The sequence below is a fragment of the Spiribacter sp. SSL99 genome, from assembly GCF_009805925.1.
Taxonomy (GTDB): Bacteria; Pseudomonadota; Gammaproteobacteria; order Nitrococcales; family Nitrococcaceae; genus Spiribacter; species Spiribacter roseus.
In genome coordinates this window covers 321,005-339,239 of the sequence record NZ_MAOM01000011.1, presented here as the reverse complement: position 1 = coordinate 339,239, position 18,235 = coordinate 321,005, and the positions used below count along the sequence as shown (strand labels likewise).

Below are 18,235 nucleotides of genomic sequence, written 5' to 3'. Positions count from 1 at the left end.
CATGGGCAGCATCGAATTTGAGGACTTCGCCCGCGTTGAGCTGCGCGTCGGCACGGTGATCGAGGTTGAGGCATTTCCCGAAGCCCGGCAGCCCGCCTGGCGACTGCGCATTGATTTCGGCCCGGAGATCGGCGAGCGCAAGTCCAGCGCGCAGATCACTGACCTCTACGATCGCCAGAGCCTGCTTGGCCGCCAGGTGGTGGCCGTCATCAACTTCCCGCCCAAACAGATTGGACCATTCCTGTCGGAATGCCTCGTCACCGGTTTTCACCGGGCGGATGGGGCCGTTGTGTTATGTGCCCCTGATGGCGCCGTCCCCAACGGCAGCCGGCTGGCGTGATTACACCCCAGGCAGCTTACCTCCACCACAACTGTAGGTTATATCTTCCCATGGGCCCGCAAGTCATCCAGAAGGGCTTCATAGGACATGGTCGGTTCGGCGACCCGGTCCTTAAAAGCGGCGAGGTCCTCCTGGTCCTCCGCTAGAGAGGATCGCTCGGCCGTGCGGCGGATGGCGTCGGCGACCCGTTCGGGATCGGCGTGGTGGGGCATATGACCCATCCCCTCGACACGGGTGAGGTTGACGCTATCGACGGCCGCGGCAAGGCGCTCGGCGTGGTATTGGAGGCCGACGGTTCGATCGGCCCGTCCATGCACCACCTCAATGGGAATGCTCAGGTCGGGATACTCCGGGACCATTGCCTCAAGATAACCCTCGAGCTGGTCGATCTGAAGTGCATTGATCTGCATCTGGCGGGTCCTTAGCGTGAGCTCGAGCCCAAGATGATCCAGATACCCGTCGGGCACCTCATTGGGCTGGAAGACGCGCTCAACCGAGGCATTCACCAGCTGCCGGGGCGCGATGTGCGAGATCGTCGGCAGGACAATATGCTGCCCGAGGGGTGAAGCGGAGAGCTGACGCCAGAAGCCAAGCCCTCCGGGCCATGGATGAGAGGCCGGCGCGAGCAGCGTCAGACCCGCCACGTCATCACCGGCGCGCAGCGCCCAGGCAAGGGCCACGGCGCCGCCGTACGAATGCCCGAGCACAATGGGCTGATCAACCCCGAGCTGCCCGGCCGCTCGGCGCAGGATCTCGGCCTGCTCCATTGGGCTGAGCGGCTCGCCGAGGCTGTCCGAATAGCCGAACCCCGGCCGGTCAAAGGCGATCACCCGGAATTCATCAGCCATCCGGTCGATCAGATCAAAGCTGAAATCCCGCGCGTTGCTGCTCGCGCCGTGGATCATCACCAGGTCCGGGCCCTCGCCCTTCACAATGGCGTGGACCCGCCCTTGCGGCAGCGTGACGAACCGGCCCTCCGGGCCCATCTCTGCATGCGGCATGTGGTCCTCCATTCCAAGCGAACAGGCGGTGATCACCGCCATGCCCAACAGCAGCGCCAGCCTCTTGGCGCAGGCACCTTTTTGACGTACGTTATAGACCATGTTCTTCATGGAGACCGATCGCATGAGTGCAAACACGGACAAAAAGCAGGAGCGAATTAACCTCAGGCTACAGCCTCAGGCCAAAGCAATGCTGGAGCGTGCCGCGAGCTTTGAAGGCAAGACCGTGAGCAGCTTCATCCTAGCCAGCGCGATCACGCACGCCGAAGAGAAGATCCATGAACATGAGACCATGCAGCTAGCCGCCCAGAATGCCAATGAATTCTTTCAGGCGCTGGACAAGCCTGTTCGATTCAACCCGAGGCTCGTCGCGGCGCTCGAGGAACATCAATATCGCGTCGCGAATCATTAGCACAGGCCTCGAGAGGGATGCACGACCTCGTCATCGAAGCGCTCAGTTCTCGACACGATAGAACCGGCTTTTCCAGCGCTGAGCCCTCTCTCGACGAATATCTCCGTAAGCGTGCACGACAGGATGTCAAACGCCAGACCAGTCGGGTATTCGTGGCAACTACATACGACAACCCTTTGGTCATTCTAGGGTATTACACACTCTCCAGCCTCTCGATAGCGCTGAACGACCTCCCGGAGGACCACGCGCGCAGATTGCCACGCCATCCAATCCCGGCGGCGTTACTTGGCAGATTGGCCGTGCGGAGGGATGTTCAAGGACAAGGCATTGGCCGGCTGCTTTTGGCCGATGCCATCAAACGCACCCTGGGCGTGAGCGAAGAGATCGGCATTTACGCAATGATAGTCGACGCGATCAACGAAAGCGCCCACAACTTTTACGAGCAATACGGTTTCATGCCCCTAGGCCACTCCAGCACCCGATTATTCTTGCCGCTGAAGCGGATTTGATCGCCTGGCGGGCTTGCAAAACCTTTCACTCACCCTGCAACGTCATCACCAGCGTCCGCGGCCCGCCCCGGTCGCGGTGCTCGCAGAAGTAGATGCCCTGCCAGGTGCCGAGGTTAAGCCGCCCCTCGGTGATCGGGATCTGCACGCTCGCGCCCATCAGGCTCGCCTTGATGTGGGCGGGCATGTCATCCGGGCCCTCGATGGTATGGGTGTACCCGGTCGGCCCCTCGGGGACGAGTCGGTTCATGCTGGTCTCGTAATCCACGCGAACCGAAGGGTCGGCATTCTCGTTGATCGTCAGCGATGCCGAGGTGTGCCGCATGAACACGTGCAATAGACCGACACGGAGCTGAGCGATCTCGGGCATCGCCTCGCACACCGCCTCAGTCACCAGATGAAAGCCCCGCGGCCGGGCGAGTTCAATTTCCCGCTGAATCCACATATCGCTTAGGATACAAGATTAACCGGGCAATAATGGACGTGACTGTGAACACCCGGCTGCCACCGCCCGTTATCCTGCTGTTCGCCGTCGCCGCCGTCTGGGGAATCGACTGGTTGGCACCCGCGACGCGGTTTGAGGCGCCCTGGCTGACCCCGATGGCGGTGACGCTCGCCGCGGCCGCCGCTGGCATCATGCTGGCCGCGGCACTGTGGTTTGCCCGGCAGAAGACGACGCTCAACCCCATGCACCCGGAGCGGGCCCGCCATCTGCTGACCACCGGGCCTTACGCGATCAGCCGCAACCCCATCTACCTCGCGGACACCGCGCTGCTCCTTGCCTGGGCACTATGGCTCGGCAATGCGGCCGGGCTGCTCATGGTGCCGGTGTTCATACGCACCCTGACCCGCCTGCAGATCGAACCTGAGGAGCAGGCGCTCGCCCATAAATTCGGCGAGGCCTATCGCGACTACTGCCGCCGGGTCCGGCGGTGGCTGTAAAGGGCGTTTCAACGCACCACTGCCCTGCCCTCTGCCTCGCGGATGACAACGGGATCCCTCGCCGCATCGGTGCATAGATACTGCGGATCCACCTTGATCCCCACCCGCGGCAGGTCCAGGCGGTCGGCATCCCAGCAGGTCGCGATCGTGGCATCGGCATGCGTGCGCTCGACGGTATGGCCCCGGCAGGCGATGACAAGCAGATCGAGCTCCGCGTCACTGGCCGGCAACAGTCCCTCGGCGTGGTAGGCAAGCGCCAGTTCAGCGCCCTTCGGGCCGTGTTCTATATCCCAGCCATCGGTTTCGCGGCAGCTGTCATGAAAGAAGGCAAACAGCTCGATGACCCGGCGATTGGCACCGGTAGCGCCGGCAAGCAGCAGCCCGTTGTGGCGCACACGATGCCAGTGATCCGGCCCATGCGGGCTGTGGTCGGGCAGCACGAAACAGCCGCTGGTGTATTCAAGAACCGCCTCGCGTTCTGCGGCGGAAAGCGCCTCGGCGATGGTTGATTGATTCAAATCGAAGTCCTCACTCAGGCGACTGGGCAGGCGGGAAGTTGATGAGTCTGCGCCACGCCTGCATGATCTCGCGGCAGGGATTGCGCGGGAAGTTGCCCTTGGCGGTGGATTTCAGCCCCTTCCCGCCAATGGCTTCGGCGAGCAGGCCGAACAGCTGCGCCAGGGGGGCATCGGGCTCGCTCTCAAGGACGGTACTGACCTGCAGTACGTCGGGGGATTCCAGCGGAAAATGCAGTAGCTGCCGCATCTGGTCAGGGGATAAGCCGCGAAAATCCTCGAAACGGCGATGGTTGCGCTGGAACTGAAACGAATCCAGGAACGCCTGGAGCGCTTCCGTGGAGCCGAACTCCCGATCGCCAATCGCCTGTTCGAGCTCTTCGATCGCCGCTGTGGCCGGCCCACCGAGGGATGGGTCATTCCGACCGATCTTGTTCAAGGACATCACTGCCTCCCCAGCGGGTCATTCGTAATGGCTCCACAGGCTCAAGACTCTAACAACACCGTTCTAGGCTTGCTCGTGTAAACCCAGCACCACTGGGGTGACCAGATTGTACGTTATGATGACGAAAATCAGTGGTGAACCCCATGTCCGTAAAGCCTTTGATCCGCCCACGCCCCCTGCTGCTCTGCGCTGCCCTGCTGCTTGTCTTCGCGACGGCCGGGGCCGATGACCGATCACAGTCAGGCATGGTTGTGGCGGCCCATCCGCTGGCGACCGACGCGGGGGTCGAGATGCTCGAGGCCGGCGGCACCGCCATTGATGCGGCGATCGCGGTACAGGCCGTCCTGACCCTGGTTGAACCGCAGTCCAGCGGGATCGGCGGCGGCGCGTTCATGCTGCACTACGACGGCGCAACCACCGATGTGCAGGCCTATGACGGGCGCGAGACCGCTCCCGCAGCGATTGAGTCCGACCACTTTCTCACCGAGGCCGGCGCACCGATGGACTTCCTCGACGCCGTCCCCGGGGGCCAGTCGGTGGGTGTACCCGGCACCCTGCGCATGCTCGAGCTTGCCCATGCGGAACATGGCGAACTGCCCTGGGGGTCACTCTTTCAGCCAGCCATCCGCCTTGCCGAGGCCGGCTTCGAGGTGACACCCCGGCTGGCCGGGATGCTGCGCATCGATCTGCCACTGGCGGCGTTCGAGCCCATGGCCGGGTATTTTTTCCCCGATGGCGCGCCGGTCAGCGTCGGGATGACACTGACCAACCCGGCCCTTGCCGAAACCCTTGCGGCAATCGCGGACCGCGGCGCGGACGTCTTTTATGAGGGCGCGATTGCGGATGCCATCGTGACCACCGTGCAGGCCCACGGGGGCAAGCTCACGCGTCAGGACATGGCGGACTATCGGGCGGTTGAGCGCCCACCCGTCTGCCGTTCCGTCGCGGGGCACTCAGTCTGCGGCATGCCACTCCCCAGCAGCGGCGGCATGACCGTCCTGCAGATCCTCCGCCTGCTCGAGATCGCAGGCGCTGAGAACAATGACAGTACCCGGCTCGCCTGGACGCATTTACTGCTCGAGGCGTCGCGCCTTGGCTTTGCGGATCGAAACGAATACCTCGGTGACACCGACTTCGTCGAAGTCCCCGTGGAGACTCTGCTGAGTGAGCGCTATCTGACCGGGCGTGCCGGGCTGATCTCGCCGACGCAGTCCATGGGCAAGGCGCGCCCGGGCCTGAGTGATCCCGACACCGCCATGAGCGGCGCGAAACCCATCAATCACTCCACCAGTCATTTCAGCGTACTCGACGCCGCCGGCAATGCCGTCTCAATGACCAGCTCAGTCGAGATGCCCTTCGGCTCGCGCCTGATGGTGGGCGGCTTCGTGCTCAACAATCAGCTCACGGACTTCCGCTTTGATCCCGCGGCGGCCGATGGACGCCCGCATCCCAACCGGGTCCAGCCCGGCAAGCGCCCCCTGTCCTCCATGTCACCGATGATCGCCCTCGACCGGGACGACCAACCGCGGTTGATCATCGGCTCACCGGGCGGGACACGGATCATTGGCTATGTAGCGCAGCGCGTGGCCGACGTGCTGATGCGCGGCAGAGAGATCAAACCGGCGATCGAGGCCGGGAATCTCGTCAACCGTAACGGCGCGACGCAGGTGGAGGCCGGCACCGAGGCGCAGGCCCTGGCGCCCGACCTTGAGGCACTGGGCCATGAGGTCGAAGTCGAGACCATGACCAGCGGGCTCCACGGCATCGAGCGCCTACCGGATGAGGTCATCCGCGGCGCAGCCGATCCGCGCCGGGAAGGAACGGTCGGTCGTCCCGGCCCTCCGTAGTCGAATCATCGCGATTGGCACCTGAGATGTTGCACTGCACCAGGCGGCTTGATATATTGCGCTGCAACAAGACGGCGAAAGCCGTTAAATGCCCCAAACGAGCGATGAGGACGACATGATGAATACCGATATGTTTACCAAGTACACCGAGCAGGCTGAGAAGCTTTTCATGGGCCCGACCCGCAGCTACGCCAAGCTGGCGATGGACTACACCCAGAAGGTGATGGATGCCCAGATTGAGGCGGCACGCACCTACACTGATCTTGGTATGCAGCAGGCCCGCGCCGCGCTGGATATCAAGGACCCGAGCGCGCTTCAGCAGTACGCCGAGAAGCAGCAGGAAGCTGCCAAGAACCTGGGCGAGCGCGTCAAGGCGGACGGTGAAAAGGTCGTGGCCCTGAATCAGGACTTTGCCAACGAGGCCCGCAAGCTGGTCGAGTCCAGCGCCCAGAGCGCCTCGGAGACCGCCAAAGAGACCGTCTCGGCCGCCCAGAAGGCGACCAAGGGCAACTAAAACGCCCCTCCGGACCACAATCCGGGACGCCTCGAACCGCCGGCCAACCACCGGCGGTTTTTTAATGCGCAATCTTGAAGATCCAGCGTTCATGAGCCGGCATACCCTGAGGTGTCATTACGTGCTGATCGAACCTGCCGACAGCGGACCGCGAGGCTGAGGCCGGAATCGTGCAGGCCGTCATCAACCTCGCGCTCCCCTTCTTCGCGCTGATCTTCACCGGCTACCTCGCTGCCTCGGCACGGATGCTCAGTGAACACACAGTCGGCGGTCTGAACACCTTTGTGTTCTATTTCGCGCTCCCCGCCCTGCTGCTCATCGAAACCTATCAGGCACCGGCTGCGTCAGGTGATCTCGGCGCACTCATCGCCGGTTATTATCTACCGGGGATCGCGCTGTTCTTCACAGCGCTATTAATCGCCCGACGGTTCATTGGACTCCGGCTCGCCGATGCATCGATACAGGCGCTCGCTGCCGTGTTCTCGAATGTCGGCTTCATCGGACTGCCGCTTGTCATCCTGCTGTTCGGGAGCGAGGCAGCGCTACCGGCCGTTGCGATTGTGATGGGCGATACCATTGTGATGCTCGGTCTCGCGACGGCGCTGATCGAGGCGGATCTTGGCGACCCGCGTGCGCTCTCCGCACTGGCCTGGCGGATCGCCGCGGGCGTGGTGAAAAACCCGATCGTCATGGCTGGGGTGGTCGGACTAACGCTGAATCTCACCGATGTGCCCGTCGCTGACCCGCTGATCCGCTATGGCGGTTTACTGGCTGATGCCGCTGGTCCGTGTGCCCTTTTCGCGCTGGGCGCGACACTCGCTGGCCGTCCGATCAGTCAGGGCGCGGGAGAAACCGCCTGGATCTGCCTTCTCAAGCTGATCCTACATCCGGCGCTGGTGGCTGTTGCGCTGATCGGCATATTCGACCTGCCTCCGGTCTGGGTCGCCGTCGGTATTCTCCAAGCCGCGCTGCCAGTCGCCGCTAACGTCTACGTCCTGGCCCAGCGCTATCAACTCCGCCCCGCGCAGGCCTCTACCGGGATCTTCTTCTCAACCGCCCTCGGCATCATCACGCTCAGCCTGCTGATTGGCTGGCTTTACCCGCTCTGATCCGCGGGCCACCCACCGGCGGTTTTTTAATGCGCGATATCGAACTCGAAGTGATCCCAATGACCGCCCCGATCATCGTATTCAATGACCCGCCACTCGCCCGGTCGATTCCAGAAGACAATGAACGAGCGCAGCTTGTGCGAATGGGGCCCCAGCAACTTCTTCAGCTGCCGGCTGCTTCGCGTATCGCCGGCCGAGGGCGCTGTCCCACCCTCGTGGACGGGATGGTTGTGATACTGACGGATCTCGTCGCAACCCAGCCGATCCAGGTGATCGCGCCACTTCGCCGGGTCGTCGGCCGGCCGGCACCGATACCGGGACCCGATTGACGCCGTCGCCCGAACCACCACGCCCCGGCGCACGAAGGCGGTCACGAAGACCTCACGGCCCTCGCGATACATCCCCACGGCAAGCGCCTCCTCCAGGCTCGGGACATCCCGCCCCGCAAGCCCGTACGCCTTTTTAAACGACTCTCCCTGCCGCCGGCGGCGGAATGCGCCAAAGCGCGCGGCCAGGGCCTGCTCAAGCGTTCTGACTTCGGCGCGGATCGCCGAGGCGCGCTGACAGGCCGCGCGATACCGCCGGGACACCAGCAGCAGGGCGCCATGAGCCATTGCCGGAGTGATCACCATCGCGACCGCGCCCTGGATCAGCCCCTGTGCGGCGCGGTCCGCCAGGCCATAAGCCACGACCACGACCGGTATCGTCACAAGGGTCAGCACAAGGATCTGTTGCTTGCGAAGGATCAATGCTTCGGCACTGAGGCGTTCGTAGGTGGACACGCGATGATTCCGTCAGGCTAGTGAATGGCGACCCTGATGATGGCGGTGGTCAATTTCCTGCCAACTCCGACACTCATGGTCGGAGGTCGCCTGCAAGGTTGGCATTCCATCTGCAAACCAAGGAAAAGGCAATGCGAGTTATCCCATTCGTGACTGTCGCCCTCGCGATTGGTCTTACCGGCTGCGCGTCTATTGTCGGCGAGCGAGAGCAGGCCGTCACCATCAACAGCTCCCCGGACGACGCGGAGATCACCATTACCGACGAGACAAACAAAGAAATTCACTCTGGCAGGACACCGATCACGGTACAGCTGGCCAAGGCTGATGGTAGCTATTTTGGGGGCAAAACCTACACCGTCGATGTAAGCAAAGCAGGGTTCGAGTCGCGAGAGGTTCGTATCGAATCCCGGCCCAATGGCTGGTATATCGCCGGTAATCTGGTCTTTGGTGGCTTGATCGGATGGCTGGTCGTCGACCCGTTGACGGGCGCGATGTACAACCTCAGCCCCGGCTCGATTGATACCTCGCTGGGCGACAACGTCAGCCTCGACAACTCGGGCAAGCGGACCATGAAGGTGGCGCTGGTCAAGGACGTTCCCGCATCCATGCGCTCCGAAATGGAGTATATCGGACAGCTGTAGGGCGCATTCCCGCACATCAGCACTGGGGAGCGCCCTGCTCCCCAGTCAGACGATCGCTGCCGCTTAAAAGGCGTAGCGATAGCCGAGCGACAATCCCGTGGCGTCAGAACTGCGACTGAGTGACGTGGTGATCGACGAATGGCCATCTAACCAGTAGGCCCCACCGGCTCCAACCGATGTCGTGTCGCCAAGGTCGCCGAGGTCCGCGTATGAGACATTGGCATTAATCTCAATACTTTCGGAAACCCACCGCCGCATTCCAGCCGTTGCCCCATAGCCCGAATCTTCGACGGTCGAACAACTAGTCAGATTACAGATTTGGACCTCTGCATCGACAAACTCGAGCGCGAACAAAAAGTCCGTCCGCGTCCCAATGGGCGTTACATAACCAAGTCCCAGTGATCCTGACGAATCTTCGATTTCGACGCCGTAGCCCTCGTCCGACAGGGCACTTCCCGCCACGCTCACAATGAGGTTATCGCTGAATTGCAGGATACCGCCCACCGATGCGCCGGCGACTCCGGAAAAGCGGACCACTTCGCCAGTCCCACCACCGCGCCTGACGACGACATCATCGTCATAACTGACCACGTTGGCAGCCAGAGCTAAAGATGAGTATTTGAAATTGGGGGGCTCAGCGGCTGCATCAACGCCACCAAGTGCCAGAAAAAATGATACCGGAATCAGCAGAAGGCGCTGTTGGGTTTTCATAAGGGTCACTCCTTTATCAGCGGAGATCGGCGATCTCCACTTCCAGTGGACCCGAAAGGCGCGGCATTTTGTGTCGGAGCAGTTCACATACCGCGCCAAAAGCGGCAGTCTGCTGTGGTCAACCCCTGATCAGGGCTTACGAAAAACGAAAATGCCCCAGGTCAGGTCGCCGCGATGGCCCCCATCCACCCAATGCTGCAGGCCGCGCTTCATGCGCTCGATGTACGCCGTGCTCACGGCCTGGGCGATCTGCGGTTCTTCGTCTGTCAGGACCTCAAGCACCCGCCCGTAATGCGCGGCGATCATGTCGCCTCGCTGATCAAAGTTGAGTTCTTCAAGGCCGAGGGCTTCGAGCGTGTCTCGATAGAAAGCCGGTGAACCGAGCGATTCAAGGTGCAGGCGATCAAGAATGGGCTGCAGCCCCTCATTGCTGCGGCCATCCGCCTGCATCGGGTCGGTGAAGATGAGGATTCCGCCCGGACGCAGCACACGCACCGCCTCCTCCATCACGCGGCGCCGGTCGCCACTATGCAGAAAGGCCTCCTGCGAGCGTACGACATCAAAACTGTCATCGGCGTAAGGGACGTCTTCGAAATTGCCACCGACAATCTCGATGCGCTCGGCGAGGCCCTGCTCGGCATTCTGGCGCCGTGCACGCGCATTTTCCCGCGCGCTGAGATTCAGGCCGACGCCTGAGCAGCCATAGTGGCGGGCGAGGTAGCGCAGCGCACCCCCATAGCCTGACCCCAGATCGATGACCCGTGTATCGGCATTGAGTCCGGGGGTCAGCTCGGCCATGACCTGATTACTGCGACGGCTTGCGGTGTCAATGGCCTCCTGCGGATGGTCGTAGAGACCGACATGGATGTCCTCGCCGCCCCATACAAGCGCATAGAAATTGTCGGCGTCCTCGCTATCGTAGTAATCATGCGCAGTCTGGACCGCGGCGCTGTAGCGTTTTTCACTCATCATCGTCTCCTGTCGCTCAGGCCAGGGACAGCTCAATCGCCACCACGATCGCGAGCGCCAGCCCAGCCGGCCATGCCCGGCGTAGAAACACCCCGAAGAGGGTCAGCGGCACCAGCACCGTCAGCGCAGCCAGAATATGGGGCAGCGACGCGGCACCGCTCGCCGCCATGCTCCAGACCCGCACCCCGCCAAGCAGACCCAGCAGTACCCCCAGCCAAAGACTGCGATCGGCGATCATCACTCCCCCATTAGTGTCGGCCCCCGCGCCCGCGGGCCAGTCCGGTGTCGCGCTGTATCCACATAGCGTTAATCCTATCGTACCAGGGGATTACTTGTGCCCCTGTGCCTGTGCATAGGCGGTTACCCCATAATCAGGTAGGCTTCGCAACGGTTCAGACGATGCCCGATCCTGAGACAACCACGAGGCAGATATGGAAGGCACCCTGGCGCTGGCGGCGGACAACCTCACCTCGCCGATCATTCTTTTCTTTGTGCTCGGCGTCGCAGCGGCTTTCGCGCGATCGGACCTGTCCATCCCCGAAGCCATCGCCAAGGGCCTGTCGATCTATCTGCTGTTCGCGATCGGCTTCAAGGGCGGCGCGAGCGTCGCCAATCACGGTGTCGATGCCACGCTGGTGCTCTCGCTGGTCGCCGGGATCATCCTCTCGTTCGTCCTCCCGCTGGTGGCGTTCGGCCTGTTGCGGGTGATGTCGCGACTCTCGGTCACCGACGCCGCGGCCGTCGCCGGGCATTACGGCTCGATCTCGATCGTGACCTTCGTCGCGGCCACCTCGGTGGCGGAGTCGGCGGGGCTCTCGCCCGAGGGCTACATGGTCGCGGTGGCCGCGGTGATGGAGGCGCCGGCCATTCTATCGGCGCTGTGGATCATCGCCCGCTCCGGCCAGCAGTCCGGAGAAATGGAGCAGGGGCTGGTCCGTGAGATCCTGCTCAATGGCTCCATTGTTCTGCTGGTGGGATCGTTTCTGATCGGCGGGATCACCGGCGACGAGGGCATGGCGATGATCGCCCCGTTCATCGAGGAACCCTTCCAGGGCGTGCTCTGCCTGTTCCTGCTCGACATGGGACTGGTGGCCGGACGCGGCCTGCGCGAGGCGAAGTCGGTCCTGACGGCGGGGCTGTTCGCCTTCGGGGTGGTCATGCCGCTGATCGGCTCGCTGTTCGGTCTGGCGGCCGGCCTGGCGCTGGGGCTGAGCACCGGCGGCGTCCTGCTGTTCATGACCCTCGCCGCGTCGGCCTCCTACATCGCCGTGCCGGCCGCGATGCGCGTGGCGCTGCCCGAGGCCAATCCCTCGATCTACCTGACCCTGTCGTTGGGTGTAACCTTTCCGTTCAACCTGACGCTGGGGATACCGATCTATCTGGCCCTGTCACAGACCCTGACCGGAGGCTGATGCCATGCAGACTCACAAGGCAAAACGCGTCGAAATCATCATCGAGTCGATCATGGAGGACCGCCTGAGCGCGGCGCTCATCAAGGCGGGCGTCACCGGATTCAGTGTGCTGCCCGTCCTTGGTGGCTCGGGCCGGTCCGGGCACTGGAGCGGCGAGGGACAGGTCAGCCGGGCGGGGGGCATGGTCAACGTGGTCTGCATCGTCCGCCCCGAGCGCGTCGACTCGCTGCTTGATGCCGCCTTTGAGGTGGTGGATCGCCATATTGGCGTGGTCAGTGTCGCCGACTGCGAGGTCCTGCGCGCCGAGCGCTTCTGAACGCCGCCGCCTCAGCCGCCTGCTGACTGACAGACAGTCCGCCGGGCGGCGGCCGGCTCAAGCCCCTCGCCGGACGGCAGCACGGCATCCGGATCGGCGATGAACCGGCGGATGTCCGCAAGCACGGCCGCAGCGCCGGTATAGCGGGTGAGCATGTGATAACCCTCGGGGTAGAGGGCGGTGCGCCAGGGCGCGTCGTCGGGCAGGGCCCGGAGCAGCGCGCAGACCGCCGCCGGGGGAATGACCTCATCCGCAGTGCCGTACTGAATGAGTGTGGCGGGGCCATTGAACCCGGAGGCGCCGCGGAGCGCCTGATCCATGAGATCACTGACGCCGGCAATCGCCTCAAGCGTTGGGGCGCCAATCCACCGCGGATCGGCCTCAAGTGCCTGCAGCACGGCTGGCTCATCGCTCGGCTCAATCCCGATCCACTCGTTGCTGACCCGCAGCCCCGGCGCCATCCTTTCGGCGGCCCACAGGGCGAACCGCTGATAGCCGGGCATGGCCGAACGGCCCCAGAAGGCCGGCCCGACCAGCACGGCCGCTTCCGGCTGGAGCATCGGCGTATCGTCCAGCGCGAGTGTCGCTACGGCCGCGCCCATGCTCAACCCCATCACGACGATGGGGGTGTCGGGGTAGCGGCGCTGGAGTGATCCCAACGCCCAGCGTGCGTCGCTGACCAACGCGCCGGTGCCGGGCCAGTCACCGCGTGACCCGGTCGCGCCAAAGCCGCGCTGGTCATAGGCGTACACGGCAATGCCCTCTGGCACGAGCGCTGCGGCGGTGGCCACAAAAGCACCCGCATGATCGTTGAATCCATGCAGCCCGAGCACCACCGCCTCGGGTGATTCCCCGGCCTCGGGCGCCGGGCCCCAGCGTCTCAGCGGCAGCGCGGTATCATCCGGCGTGACCAGACGATGCGGCGTGGCCTTGTGCACGCTGAATGACTCAGTGGGCGGCTCGAGGGATTGGCGCAGCGCGTCGGGGGCGAGGCGCAGCCCCGGCTCGGACGCCGTAACGGCCGTGGTGAGCGCGAGGCCCATCATCGCCGCCAGACGACCTGGGCGTGTATCGTGCTTCACGAAGGCTCCCTGTGCCGGATGACGGGTCACCATGATAAACGCAGTCACCACTGGAGGTGTCCATTGCTCGCAATGATCCATCGCAGCACCCGACGCATTCTCATGCTGAGCGCCGTGGCGATCGCGCTGGCCGGCTGCCGGGCGGATGAGGTTGAACTGACCGTCAACAGCACTCAGCTGCGCTCGGCGCTCGCGGGCAACGAGGTCGTGGCCGAGCTCCAGGCCGTTTTCACCCATGACCGCCCGTTGAATACCCGCCAGAGCGCGCAGGTCGACGATGTCTGGAGCGTACTGGATCAGTACATGGACATCTCGGATTTCTCACGCGAGAACGTCGATGGGGGACTGAAAGTGACGATTGAGGGCGAGATCCCGGTGCGGACCTCGCGCACTGCGCGTGATGCCTATTACCTTTCGCTGACCGAGTCACGCACGTTCAACGGGCTCCATCGGGTCAACCTGCAGGCCGGGGAGCAGTTTGAGGCGATGCGTGAGGCGCTCGCCGCGGTGAATTTCGAGCTGGATATGGCGCAATACCACCCCACCGTCATGACGGTCACCGGACGCTCATCCCGGCTCATCGCGCCGTCGGCGGCCGTGGCCGACGAGGCGCATCTGGTCTACGAAGACCGGCTCGATGGGTCGGTGAGCTTCCGCCAGGCCGGCGAGGGCTTTGACCAGACCGGCCCGGGGTTTTTCATCCGCCTGGATGGGTGAGCGGAGATTGCCTTCTCTGTGACTTCGTCACTCGGATCACCTGAGCTGTCCGTTATCATATTTGCAATAGTTCCAAACTGATAACGCAATCCTCAGGATGACGCCCATGGCTATGGAAGTCTCGCTACTCACCGTGTTCATCGCCGCGCTGATCACCGCGATCACCACCGGGATCGGCGCCTTTCCCCTCGCCTTCGCGCACCGGGTCGGCGATCGCTGGCTGGCCATTGGTGCGGCCATGGCCGGGGGGCTGATGCTGGCGGCCAGTCACAGCCTGGTCTCCGAGGGCAACACCCTGGACGCCTGGCGCACCCTGATCGGCATCGGCAGTGGCCTGGTGCTGGTGGTGTTGGCCGATCGCTGGGTGGATCAGCATGACACCCCGGACATTGGCGACCTGCAGGGCGCCAACGCCCGGAAGGCGCTGATGATCGTCGGCATCATGACCATCCATTCCTTCGCCGAGGGAATCGGCGTGGGCGTGGCCTATGGTGGCGGTGAGGAGCTGGGCGTGTTCATCACCACAGCCATCGCCATTCACAACATCCCCGAGGGGCTTGCCATCGCCCTGGTCCTGGTGCCGCGGGGCGTATCGGTGTGGAAGGCGGCCGGCTGGTCGGTGTTCTCAAGCCTGCCGCAGCCACTGATGGCCATTCCCGCCTATCTGTTCGTGTCGGTGTTCGAGCCGTTCCTGCCCATTGGCCTGGGACTGGCGGCCGGGGCGATGATCTGGATGGTCTTTGCCGAGATGATCCCGGATGCCAACAAGGGACTGACCGCCTCGGGCGTCGGTATCGTCATCGTGCTGGCCTTCATGGGGATGTTCGCCTTCCAGACGCTCATCCCGCATTGATTGCAGCCCGTGCGCAGGATCTGCAGACTATGCCCGCTGAGACCGAGTAAGGTGCCCAGCGGGCACTGACAAGACATAAAAACGAACGTCTGACTGGAGGAGATTGGCCATGAATCTGGCGCTGATCGTTCTCATGGCGCTGTTGCCGCTGGTGACCGTCGCCGTTTTCCTGGTGATGCTGCGCTGGCCGGCGAAGTACGCCATGCCACTGGCCTATGCCGTCGCGGTGGCCGTGGCCCTTGGCTTCTGGGGGACCGATCTGAATATCGTGGCCGGTGCATCGGTCAACGGGGTCGTTACCGCCCTCAACATCCTTTTCATCGTCTTTGGCGCCATTCTGTTGCTCTACACGCTCCGCGAGAGCGGCGCGATCAGCGTGATACAGAAGGGTTTCGAGGACATCTCGCCCGACCGGCGCGTCCAGGCCATCATCGTTGCCTGGCTGTTCGGCGCGCTGATCGAAGGCGCCTCGGGGTTCGGCACGCCCGCCGCCATCGCCGCGCCGCTGCTTGTCGCCCTCGGGTTTCCCGCCATGGCGGCGGTGGTCTCGGCGATGATCATCCAGTCGACGCCGGTCTCCTTCGGCGCCATCGGCACGCCGATCATCGTCGGGGTCAACGCCGGGCTGTCCGACCAGTCGGTGACCGATCGCATGGTCGAGGCGGCCGGCATCCCCTATGCACAGTACCTTGACCAGATCGGCATGCAGGTCGCGCTGCTCCACGCGCTGGTGGGGGTTTTCATCCCGCTGATCATGGTGGGCATGCTCACGCGCTTTTTCGGCGCCAATCGCTCGTTCGTCGAAGGCCTGCGCGCCTGGAAATTCGCCTTGTTCGCGGGCGTCGTGTTTGTGGTGCCCTACTACGCCGTCGCCGCCCTGCTGGGTCCGGAGTTCCCGGCACTGATCGGCGGGTTGATCGGGCTTGGCATCGTCATCCCGGCGGCGCGTCGCGGCTGGTTTCTGCCCAAGGACACCTTCGAGTTCGAGCCCCGCGAACACTGGCAGCCCGAGTGGATCAGCTCGCTGCAGGATGCGACGCAGCCCACGCGTGACGAAAACCAGCCGCTCTCGCAGCTGCAGGCGTGGATGCCCTACATCATCGTTGCCGGTCTGCTGGTCATCACCCGCGTGATTCCGCCGGTCACCGATGCGCTGCGCGCCGATGCCGTGACCCTGGCGATCCCCAACGTCTTCGGCTCGGGCATTACCGCCGCCTCGCAGCCGTTGTATCTGCCGGGCTTCGTGCTGCTGGTCACCTCGCTGATCACCTATTTTCTCCACAAGATGTGGACCCATGGCGATTATGGCCGCGCCTGGAAGACCGCCGGCCGGACCATCGTGTCGGCCGGCTCGGCACTGATCTTTGCGGTGCCCATGGTGCAGGTGTTCATCAACTCCGCGCCGGACGGCCACGACACGGTGGGTGCCATTCAGTCGGCACTGGCCAGCGGCATCCCCATGGGCACCCTCGATCAGGTGGCGAGCATGCCCGAGATGCTTGCCCAGGGCGTCGCTGCGCTGACCGGCCAGCTGTGGCCGCTGTTCGCTCCCACGGTGGGCGGACTGGGTGCTTTCCTGGCGGGCAGTAACACCATCAGCAACATGATGTTCTCGTTCTTCCAGATCTCCACGGCCGAGCAGATCGGTCTGGGTTCGTTCGGCGCCTCGATGGTCGTCTCGCTCCAGGCGGTCGGCGGCGCGGGTGGCAACATGGTGACCGTGCACAACGTGGTCGCGGCGTCCGCCACCGTGGGCCTGCTGGGTCGGGAAGGCGATGTCATCCGCAAGACCCTGATCCCCATGGCCTATTACATGATCGCCGCGGGTCTGCTGGGAATGGCGATCATCACCGGTGGCACGAACTTCTGGTACGCCGGATGGCTCGGTTTTCTGGGGGTTGTGCTGGCATTCATGCTCACCAATCGTGGAGGCCGATGACGTGGCGGTTATCACCTGCATTGACGATCTGAAGCGCATCTACCGGCGCCGGGTGCCGAAGATGTTCTACGACTACTGCGAGACCGGCAGCTGGTCGGAGCAGACGTTCGAGGAGAACACCAGCGACTTCCGGTCGATCTATTTCCGTCAGCGGGTGGCCATCGACATGACCCGGCGCACCACCGAAAGCCAGATGCTTGGCGAGACCATGAGCATGCCGGTGGCACTGGCCCCGGTGGGCCTGACCGGCATGCAGCACGCGGACGGCGAAATCCTCGCCGCCAAGGCGGCCGAGGACTTCGGCGTGCCCTTCACGCTCTCGACGCTGTCCATCTGCTCGATCGAGGATGTGGCGGCGGAAACTACCCGGCCTTTCTGGTTCCAGGTCTACACACTGTCCGATGATGACTTCATGCGCCGGCTCATGGAGCGGGCCCGGGCGGCGAACTGCTCGGCCATCGTCATCACGCTGGACCTGCAGGTGCAAGGCCAGCGCCATAAGGACCTGAAAAACGGGCTGAGCGCTCCGCCCAAGCTCACCATCAAGTCCATCGCCAATCTCGCCACCAAGGTGTCGTGGGGGCTGGAGATGCTGGGCGCCCGGCGGCGCACCTTCGGCAATGTGGTCGGTCATGCCCAGGGCGTCACCGATTCCAGCTCGCTGTCCTCCTGGACCGCCGAGGCGTTCGATCACTCCCTCGACTGGGATCGGGTCAAACAACTCATGGACATGTGGGGTGGCAAGGTGGTGCTCAAGGGCATCATGAACCGCGAGGATGCCGAACGCGCCGCCGAACTGGGGGCCGATGCCATCGTCGTATCCAACCACGGCGGACGCCAGCTCGATGGGACACTCAGCAGTATTCGGGTGCTGCCGGATATCATCGCCGCGGTGGGTGATCGCATGGAGGTGTACTTCGACTCAGGCATCCGCTCGGGCCAGGACATTCTCAAGGCCCTGGCGCTGGGGGCGGACGGGGTCATGATCGGCCGGGCCTGGGTGTACGGCCTGGGCGCCATGGGCCAGGAGGGAGTCACCCGATCCCTCGAGGTGCTGCATAAGGAGCTTGATACGACCATGGCGCTGTGTGGCCATCGCGACATCAATGCCGTCGACCGCAACATCCTGCATGTGCCCGAGGACTTTGCCGGACGCTGGGCCGACTGAACGCGGCCGGGAGG

General features: G+C 63.7%; 22 protein-coding genes and 2 pseudogenes. 14 read left to right on the top strand and 10 right to left on the bottom strand.

The features are described from left to right. The first annotated feature begins 1 nt into the window (after window position 1). Window positions 2-340 (top strand): tRNA-binding protein, encoded by a 339-nt coding sequence (locus BA899_RS03540; RefSeq protein WP_159299724.1) that lies wholly within the window; start codon window positions 2-4, stop codon window positions 338-340. Window positions 341-378: 38 nt separating this feature from the next. Here BA899_RS03540 and BA899_RS10010 read toward each other — a convergent pair. Together BA899_RS10010 and BA899_RS10005 are read right to left on the bottom strand one after the other, a co-directional pair. Continuing rightward, window positions 379-501, bottom strand: a pseudogene (locus BA899_RS10010) (CopG family transcriptional regulator); the annotation flags it as partial. 24 nt (window positions 502-525) lie between these two features. After that, window positions 526-1,245 (bottom strand): annotated as a pseudogene (locus BA899_RS10005) (alpha/beta fold hydrolase); the annotation flags it as partial. Window positions 1,246-1,450: 205 nt separating this feature from the next. On the opposite strand from BA899_RS10005, the gene BA899_RS03530 reads away from it, so the two are divergent. Both BA899_RS03530 and BA899_RS03525 read left to right on the top strand, forming a co-directional pair. Continuing rightward, a complete protein-coding gene (locus tag BA899_RS03530; RefSeq protein ID WP_144347607.1) occupies window positions 1,451-1,753 on the top strand; it encodes a DUF1778 domain-containing protein in 303 nt (100 codons plus the stop codon). A 17-nt stretch (window positions 1,754-1,770) separates the two neighbouring features. After that, window positions 1,771-2,262 (top strand): GNAT family N-acetyltransferase, encoded by a 492-nt coding sequence (locus BA899_RS03525; RefSeq protein WP_144347608.1) that lies wholly within the window; start codon window positions 1,771-1,773, stop codon window positions 2,260-2,262. Window positions 2,263-2,287: 25 nt separating this feature from the next. On the opposite strand, the gene BA899_RS03520 is transcribed toward BA899_RS03525, so the two are convergent. Then, window positions 2,288-2,704 carry a secondary thiamine-phosphate synthase enzyme YjbQ gene (locus BA899_RS03520; protein ID WP_144347609.1) on the bottom strand — a complete coding sequence of 139 codons (417 nt, stop codon included), beginning with the start codon at window positions 2,702-2,704 and terminating at the stop codon, window positions 2,288-2,290. 32 nt (window positions 2,705-2,736) lie between these two features. On the opposite strand from BA899_RS03520, the gene BA899_RS03515 reads away from it, so the two are divergent. After that, window positions 2,737-3,201, top strand: a complete 465-nt coding sequence (locus tag BA899_RS03515) for an isoprenylcysteine carboxylmethyltransferase family protein (protein WP_159299722.1) — start codon at window positions 2,737-2,739, stop codon at window positions 3,199-3,201. A gap of 8 nt (window positions 3,202-3,209) precedes the next feature. On the opposite strand, the gene BA899_RS03510 is transcribed toward BA899_RS03515, so the two are convergent. Both BA899_RS03510 and BA899_RS03505 read right to left on the bottom strand, forming a co-directional pair. Then, the gene (locus BA899_RS03510; RefSeq protein WP_148121856.1) at window positions 3,210-3,719 is read right to left on the bottom strand and encodes a hypothetical protein; all 510 of its coding nucleotides are present in this window, start codon (window positions 3,717-3,719) and stop codon (window positions 3,210-3,212) included. Between the two features lie 10 nt (window positions 3,720-3,729). Then, the gene (locus tag BA899_RS03505) at window positions 3,730-4,161 is read right to left on the bottom strand and encodes a hypothetical protein (protein WP_148121855.1); all 432 of its coding nucleotides are present in this window, start codon (window positions 4,159-4,161) and stop codon (window positions 3,730-3,732) included. A 143-nt stretch (window positions 4,162-4,304) separates the two neighbouring features. On the opposite strand from BA899_RS03505, the gene ggt reads away from it, so the two are divergent. From ggt to BA899_RS03490, 3 genes are all read left to right on the top strand, one after another. Then, entirely contained in the window at window positions 4,305-6,008 is a 1,704-nt protein-coding gene (gene ggt / locus BA899_RS03500) for a gamma-glutamyltransferase (RefSeq protein WP_159299721.1), read from the top strand. A 115-nt stretch (window positions 6,009-6,123) separates the two neighbouring features. After that, window positions 6,124-6,522, top strand: coding sequence for a phasin family protein (locus tag BA899_RS03495; RefSeq protein ID WP_235013287.1), 399 nt, complete (start codon window positions 6,124-6,126; stop codon window positions 6,520-6,522). 170 nt (window positions 6,523-6,692) lie between these two features. Next, window positions 6,693-7,631, top strand: coding sequence for an AEC family transporter (locus BA899_RS03490; protein WP_159299720.1), 939 nt, complete (start codon window positions 6,693-6,695; stop codon window positions 7,629-7,631). A 26-nt stretch (window positions 7,632-7,657) separates the two neighbouring features. Here the strand turns inward: BA899_RS03490 and BA899_RS03485 are convergent, their stop codons facing one another. Continuing rightward, window positions 7,658-8,413, bottom strand: a complete 756-nt coding sequence (locus BA899_RS03485) for a hypothetical protein (protein ID WP_159299719.1) — start codon at window positions 8,411-8,413, stop codon at window positions 7,658-7,660. A gap of 98 nt (window positions 8,414-8,511) precedes the next feature. Between BA899_RS03485 and BA899_RS03480 the strand changes: the two genes are divergently transcribed. Continuing rightward, window positions 8,512-9,054, top strand: coding sequence for a hypothetical protein (locus tag BA899_RS03480; RefSeq protein ID WP_200833038.1), 543 nt, complete (start codon window positions 8,512-8,514; stop codon window positions 9,052-9,054). 63 nt (window positions 9,055-9,117) lie between these two features. Here the strand turns inward: BA899_RS03480 and BA899_RS03475 are convergent, their stop codons facing one another. The 3 genes from BA899_RS03475 to BA899_RS03465 form a co-directional block, all read right to left on the bottom strand. Beyond that, window positions 9,118-9,765 carry a hypothetical protein gene (locus BA899_RS03475; protein ID WP_159299718.1) on the bottom strand — a complete coding sequence of 216 codons (648 nt, stop codon included), beginning with the start codon at window positions 9,763-9,765 and terminating at the stop codon, window positions 9,118-9,120. A 129-nt stretch (window positions 9,766-9,894) separates the two neighbouring features. Beyond that, window positions 9,895-10,734, bottom strand: a complete 840-nt coding sequence (locus tag BA899_RS03470; protein WP_159299717.1) for a methyltransferase domain-containing protein — start codon at window positions 10,732-10,734, stop codon at window positions 9,895-9,897. Between the two features lie 16 nt (window positions 10,735-10,750). Beyond that, complete coding sequence (locus tag BA899_RS03465; protein ID WP_200833037.1) at window positions 10,751-10,975, bottom strand: hypothetical protein; 225 nt, start codon at window positions 10,973-10,975, stop codon at window positions 10,751-10,753. A 190-nt stretch (window positions 10,976-11,165) separates the two neighbouring features. On the opposite strand from BA899_RS03465, the gene BA899_RS03460 reads away from it, so the two are divergent. Together BA899_RS03460 and BA899_RS03455 are read left to right on the top strand one after the other, a co-directional pair. After that, a complete protein-coding gene (locus BA899_RS03460; RefSeq protein WP_069134303.1) occupies window positions 11,166-12,146 on the top strand; it encodes a sodium-dependent bicarbonate transport family permease in 981 nt (326 codons plus the stop codon). A 4-nt stretch (window positions 12,147-12,150) separates the two neighbouring features. After that, window positions 12,151-12,462, top strand: a complete 312-nt coding sequence (locus BA899_RS03455) for a transcriptional regulator (RefSeq protein WP_069134304.1) — start codon at window positions 12,151-12,153, stop codon at window positions 12,460-12,462. Between the two features lie 11 nt (window positions 12,463-12,473). On the opposite strand, the gene BA899_RS03450 is transcribed toward BA899_RS03455, so the two are convergent. Further along, window positions 12,474-13,544: an alpha/beta fold hydrolase gene (locus BA899_RS03450; protein ID WP_235013286.1), complete on the bottom strand. Its 1,071-nt coding sequence runs from the start codon at window positions 13,542-13,544 to the stop codon at window positions 12,474-12,476. Between the two features lie 63 nt (window positions 13,545-13,607). On the opposite strand from BA899_RS03450, the gene BA899_RS03445 reads away from it, so the two are divergent. The 4 genes from BA899_RS03445 to BA899_RS03430 all read left to right on the top strand — a co-directional run bounded on the left by BA899_RS03445 (window position 13,608) and on the right by BA899_RS03430 (window position 18,221). Then, entirely contained in the window at window positions 13,608-14,261 is a 654-nt protein-coding gene (locus tag BA899_RS03445; RefSeq protein WP_159299716.1) for a hypothetical protein, read from the top strand. A 106-nt stretch (window positions 14,262-14,367) separates the two neighbouring features. Beyond that, the gene (locus tag BA899_RS03440) at window positions 14,368-15,114 is read left to right on the top strand and encodes a ZIP family metal transporter (protein WP_110883023.1); all 747 of its coding nucleotides are present in this window, start codon (window positions 14,368-14,370) and stop codon (window positions 15,112-15,114) included. Window positions 15,115-15,223: 109 nt separating this feature from the next. Then, window positions 15,224-17,053 (top strand): L-lactate permease, encoded by a 1,830-nt coding sequence (locus BA899_RS03435; protein WP_159299715.1) that lies wholly within the window; start codon window positions 15,224-15,226, stop codon window positions 17,051-17,053. 1 nt (window position 17,054) lies between these two features. After that, window positions 17,055-18,221, top strand: coding sequence for an alpha-hydroxy acid oxidase (locus BA899_RS03430; RefSeq protein ID WP_159299714.1), 1,167 nt, complete (start codon window positions 17,055-17,057; stop codon window positions 18,219-18,221). Window positions 18,222-18,235 lie beyond the last annotated feature (14 nt).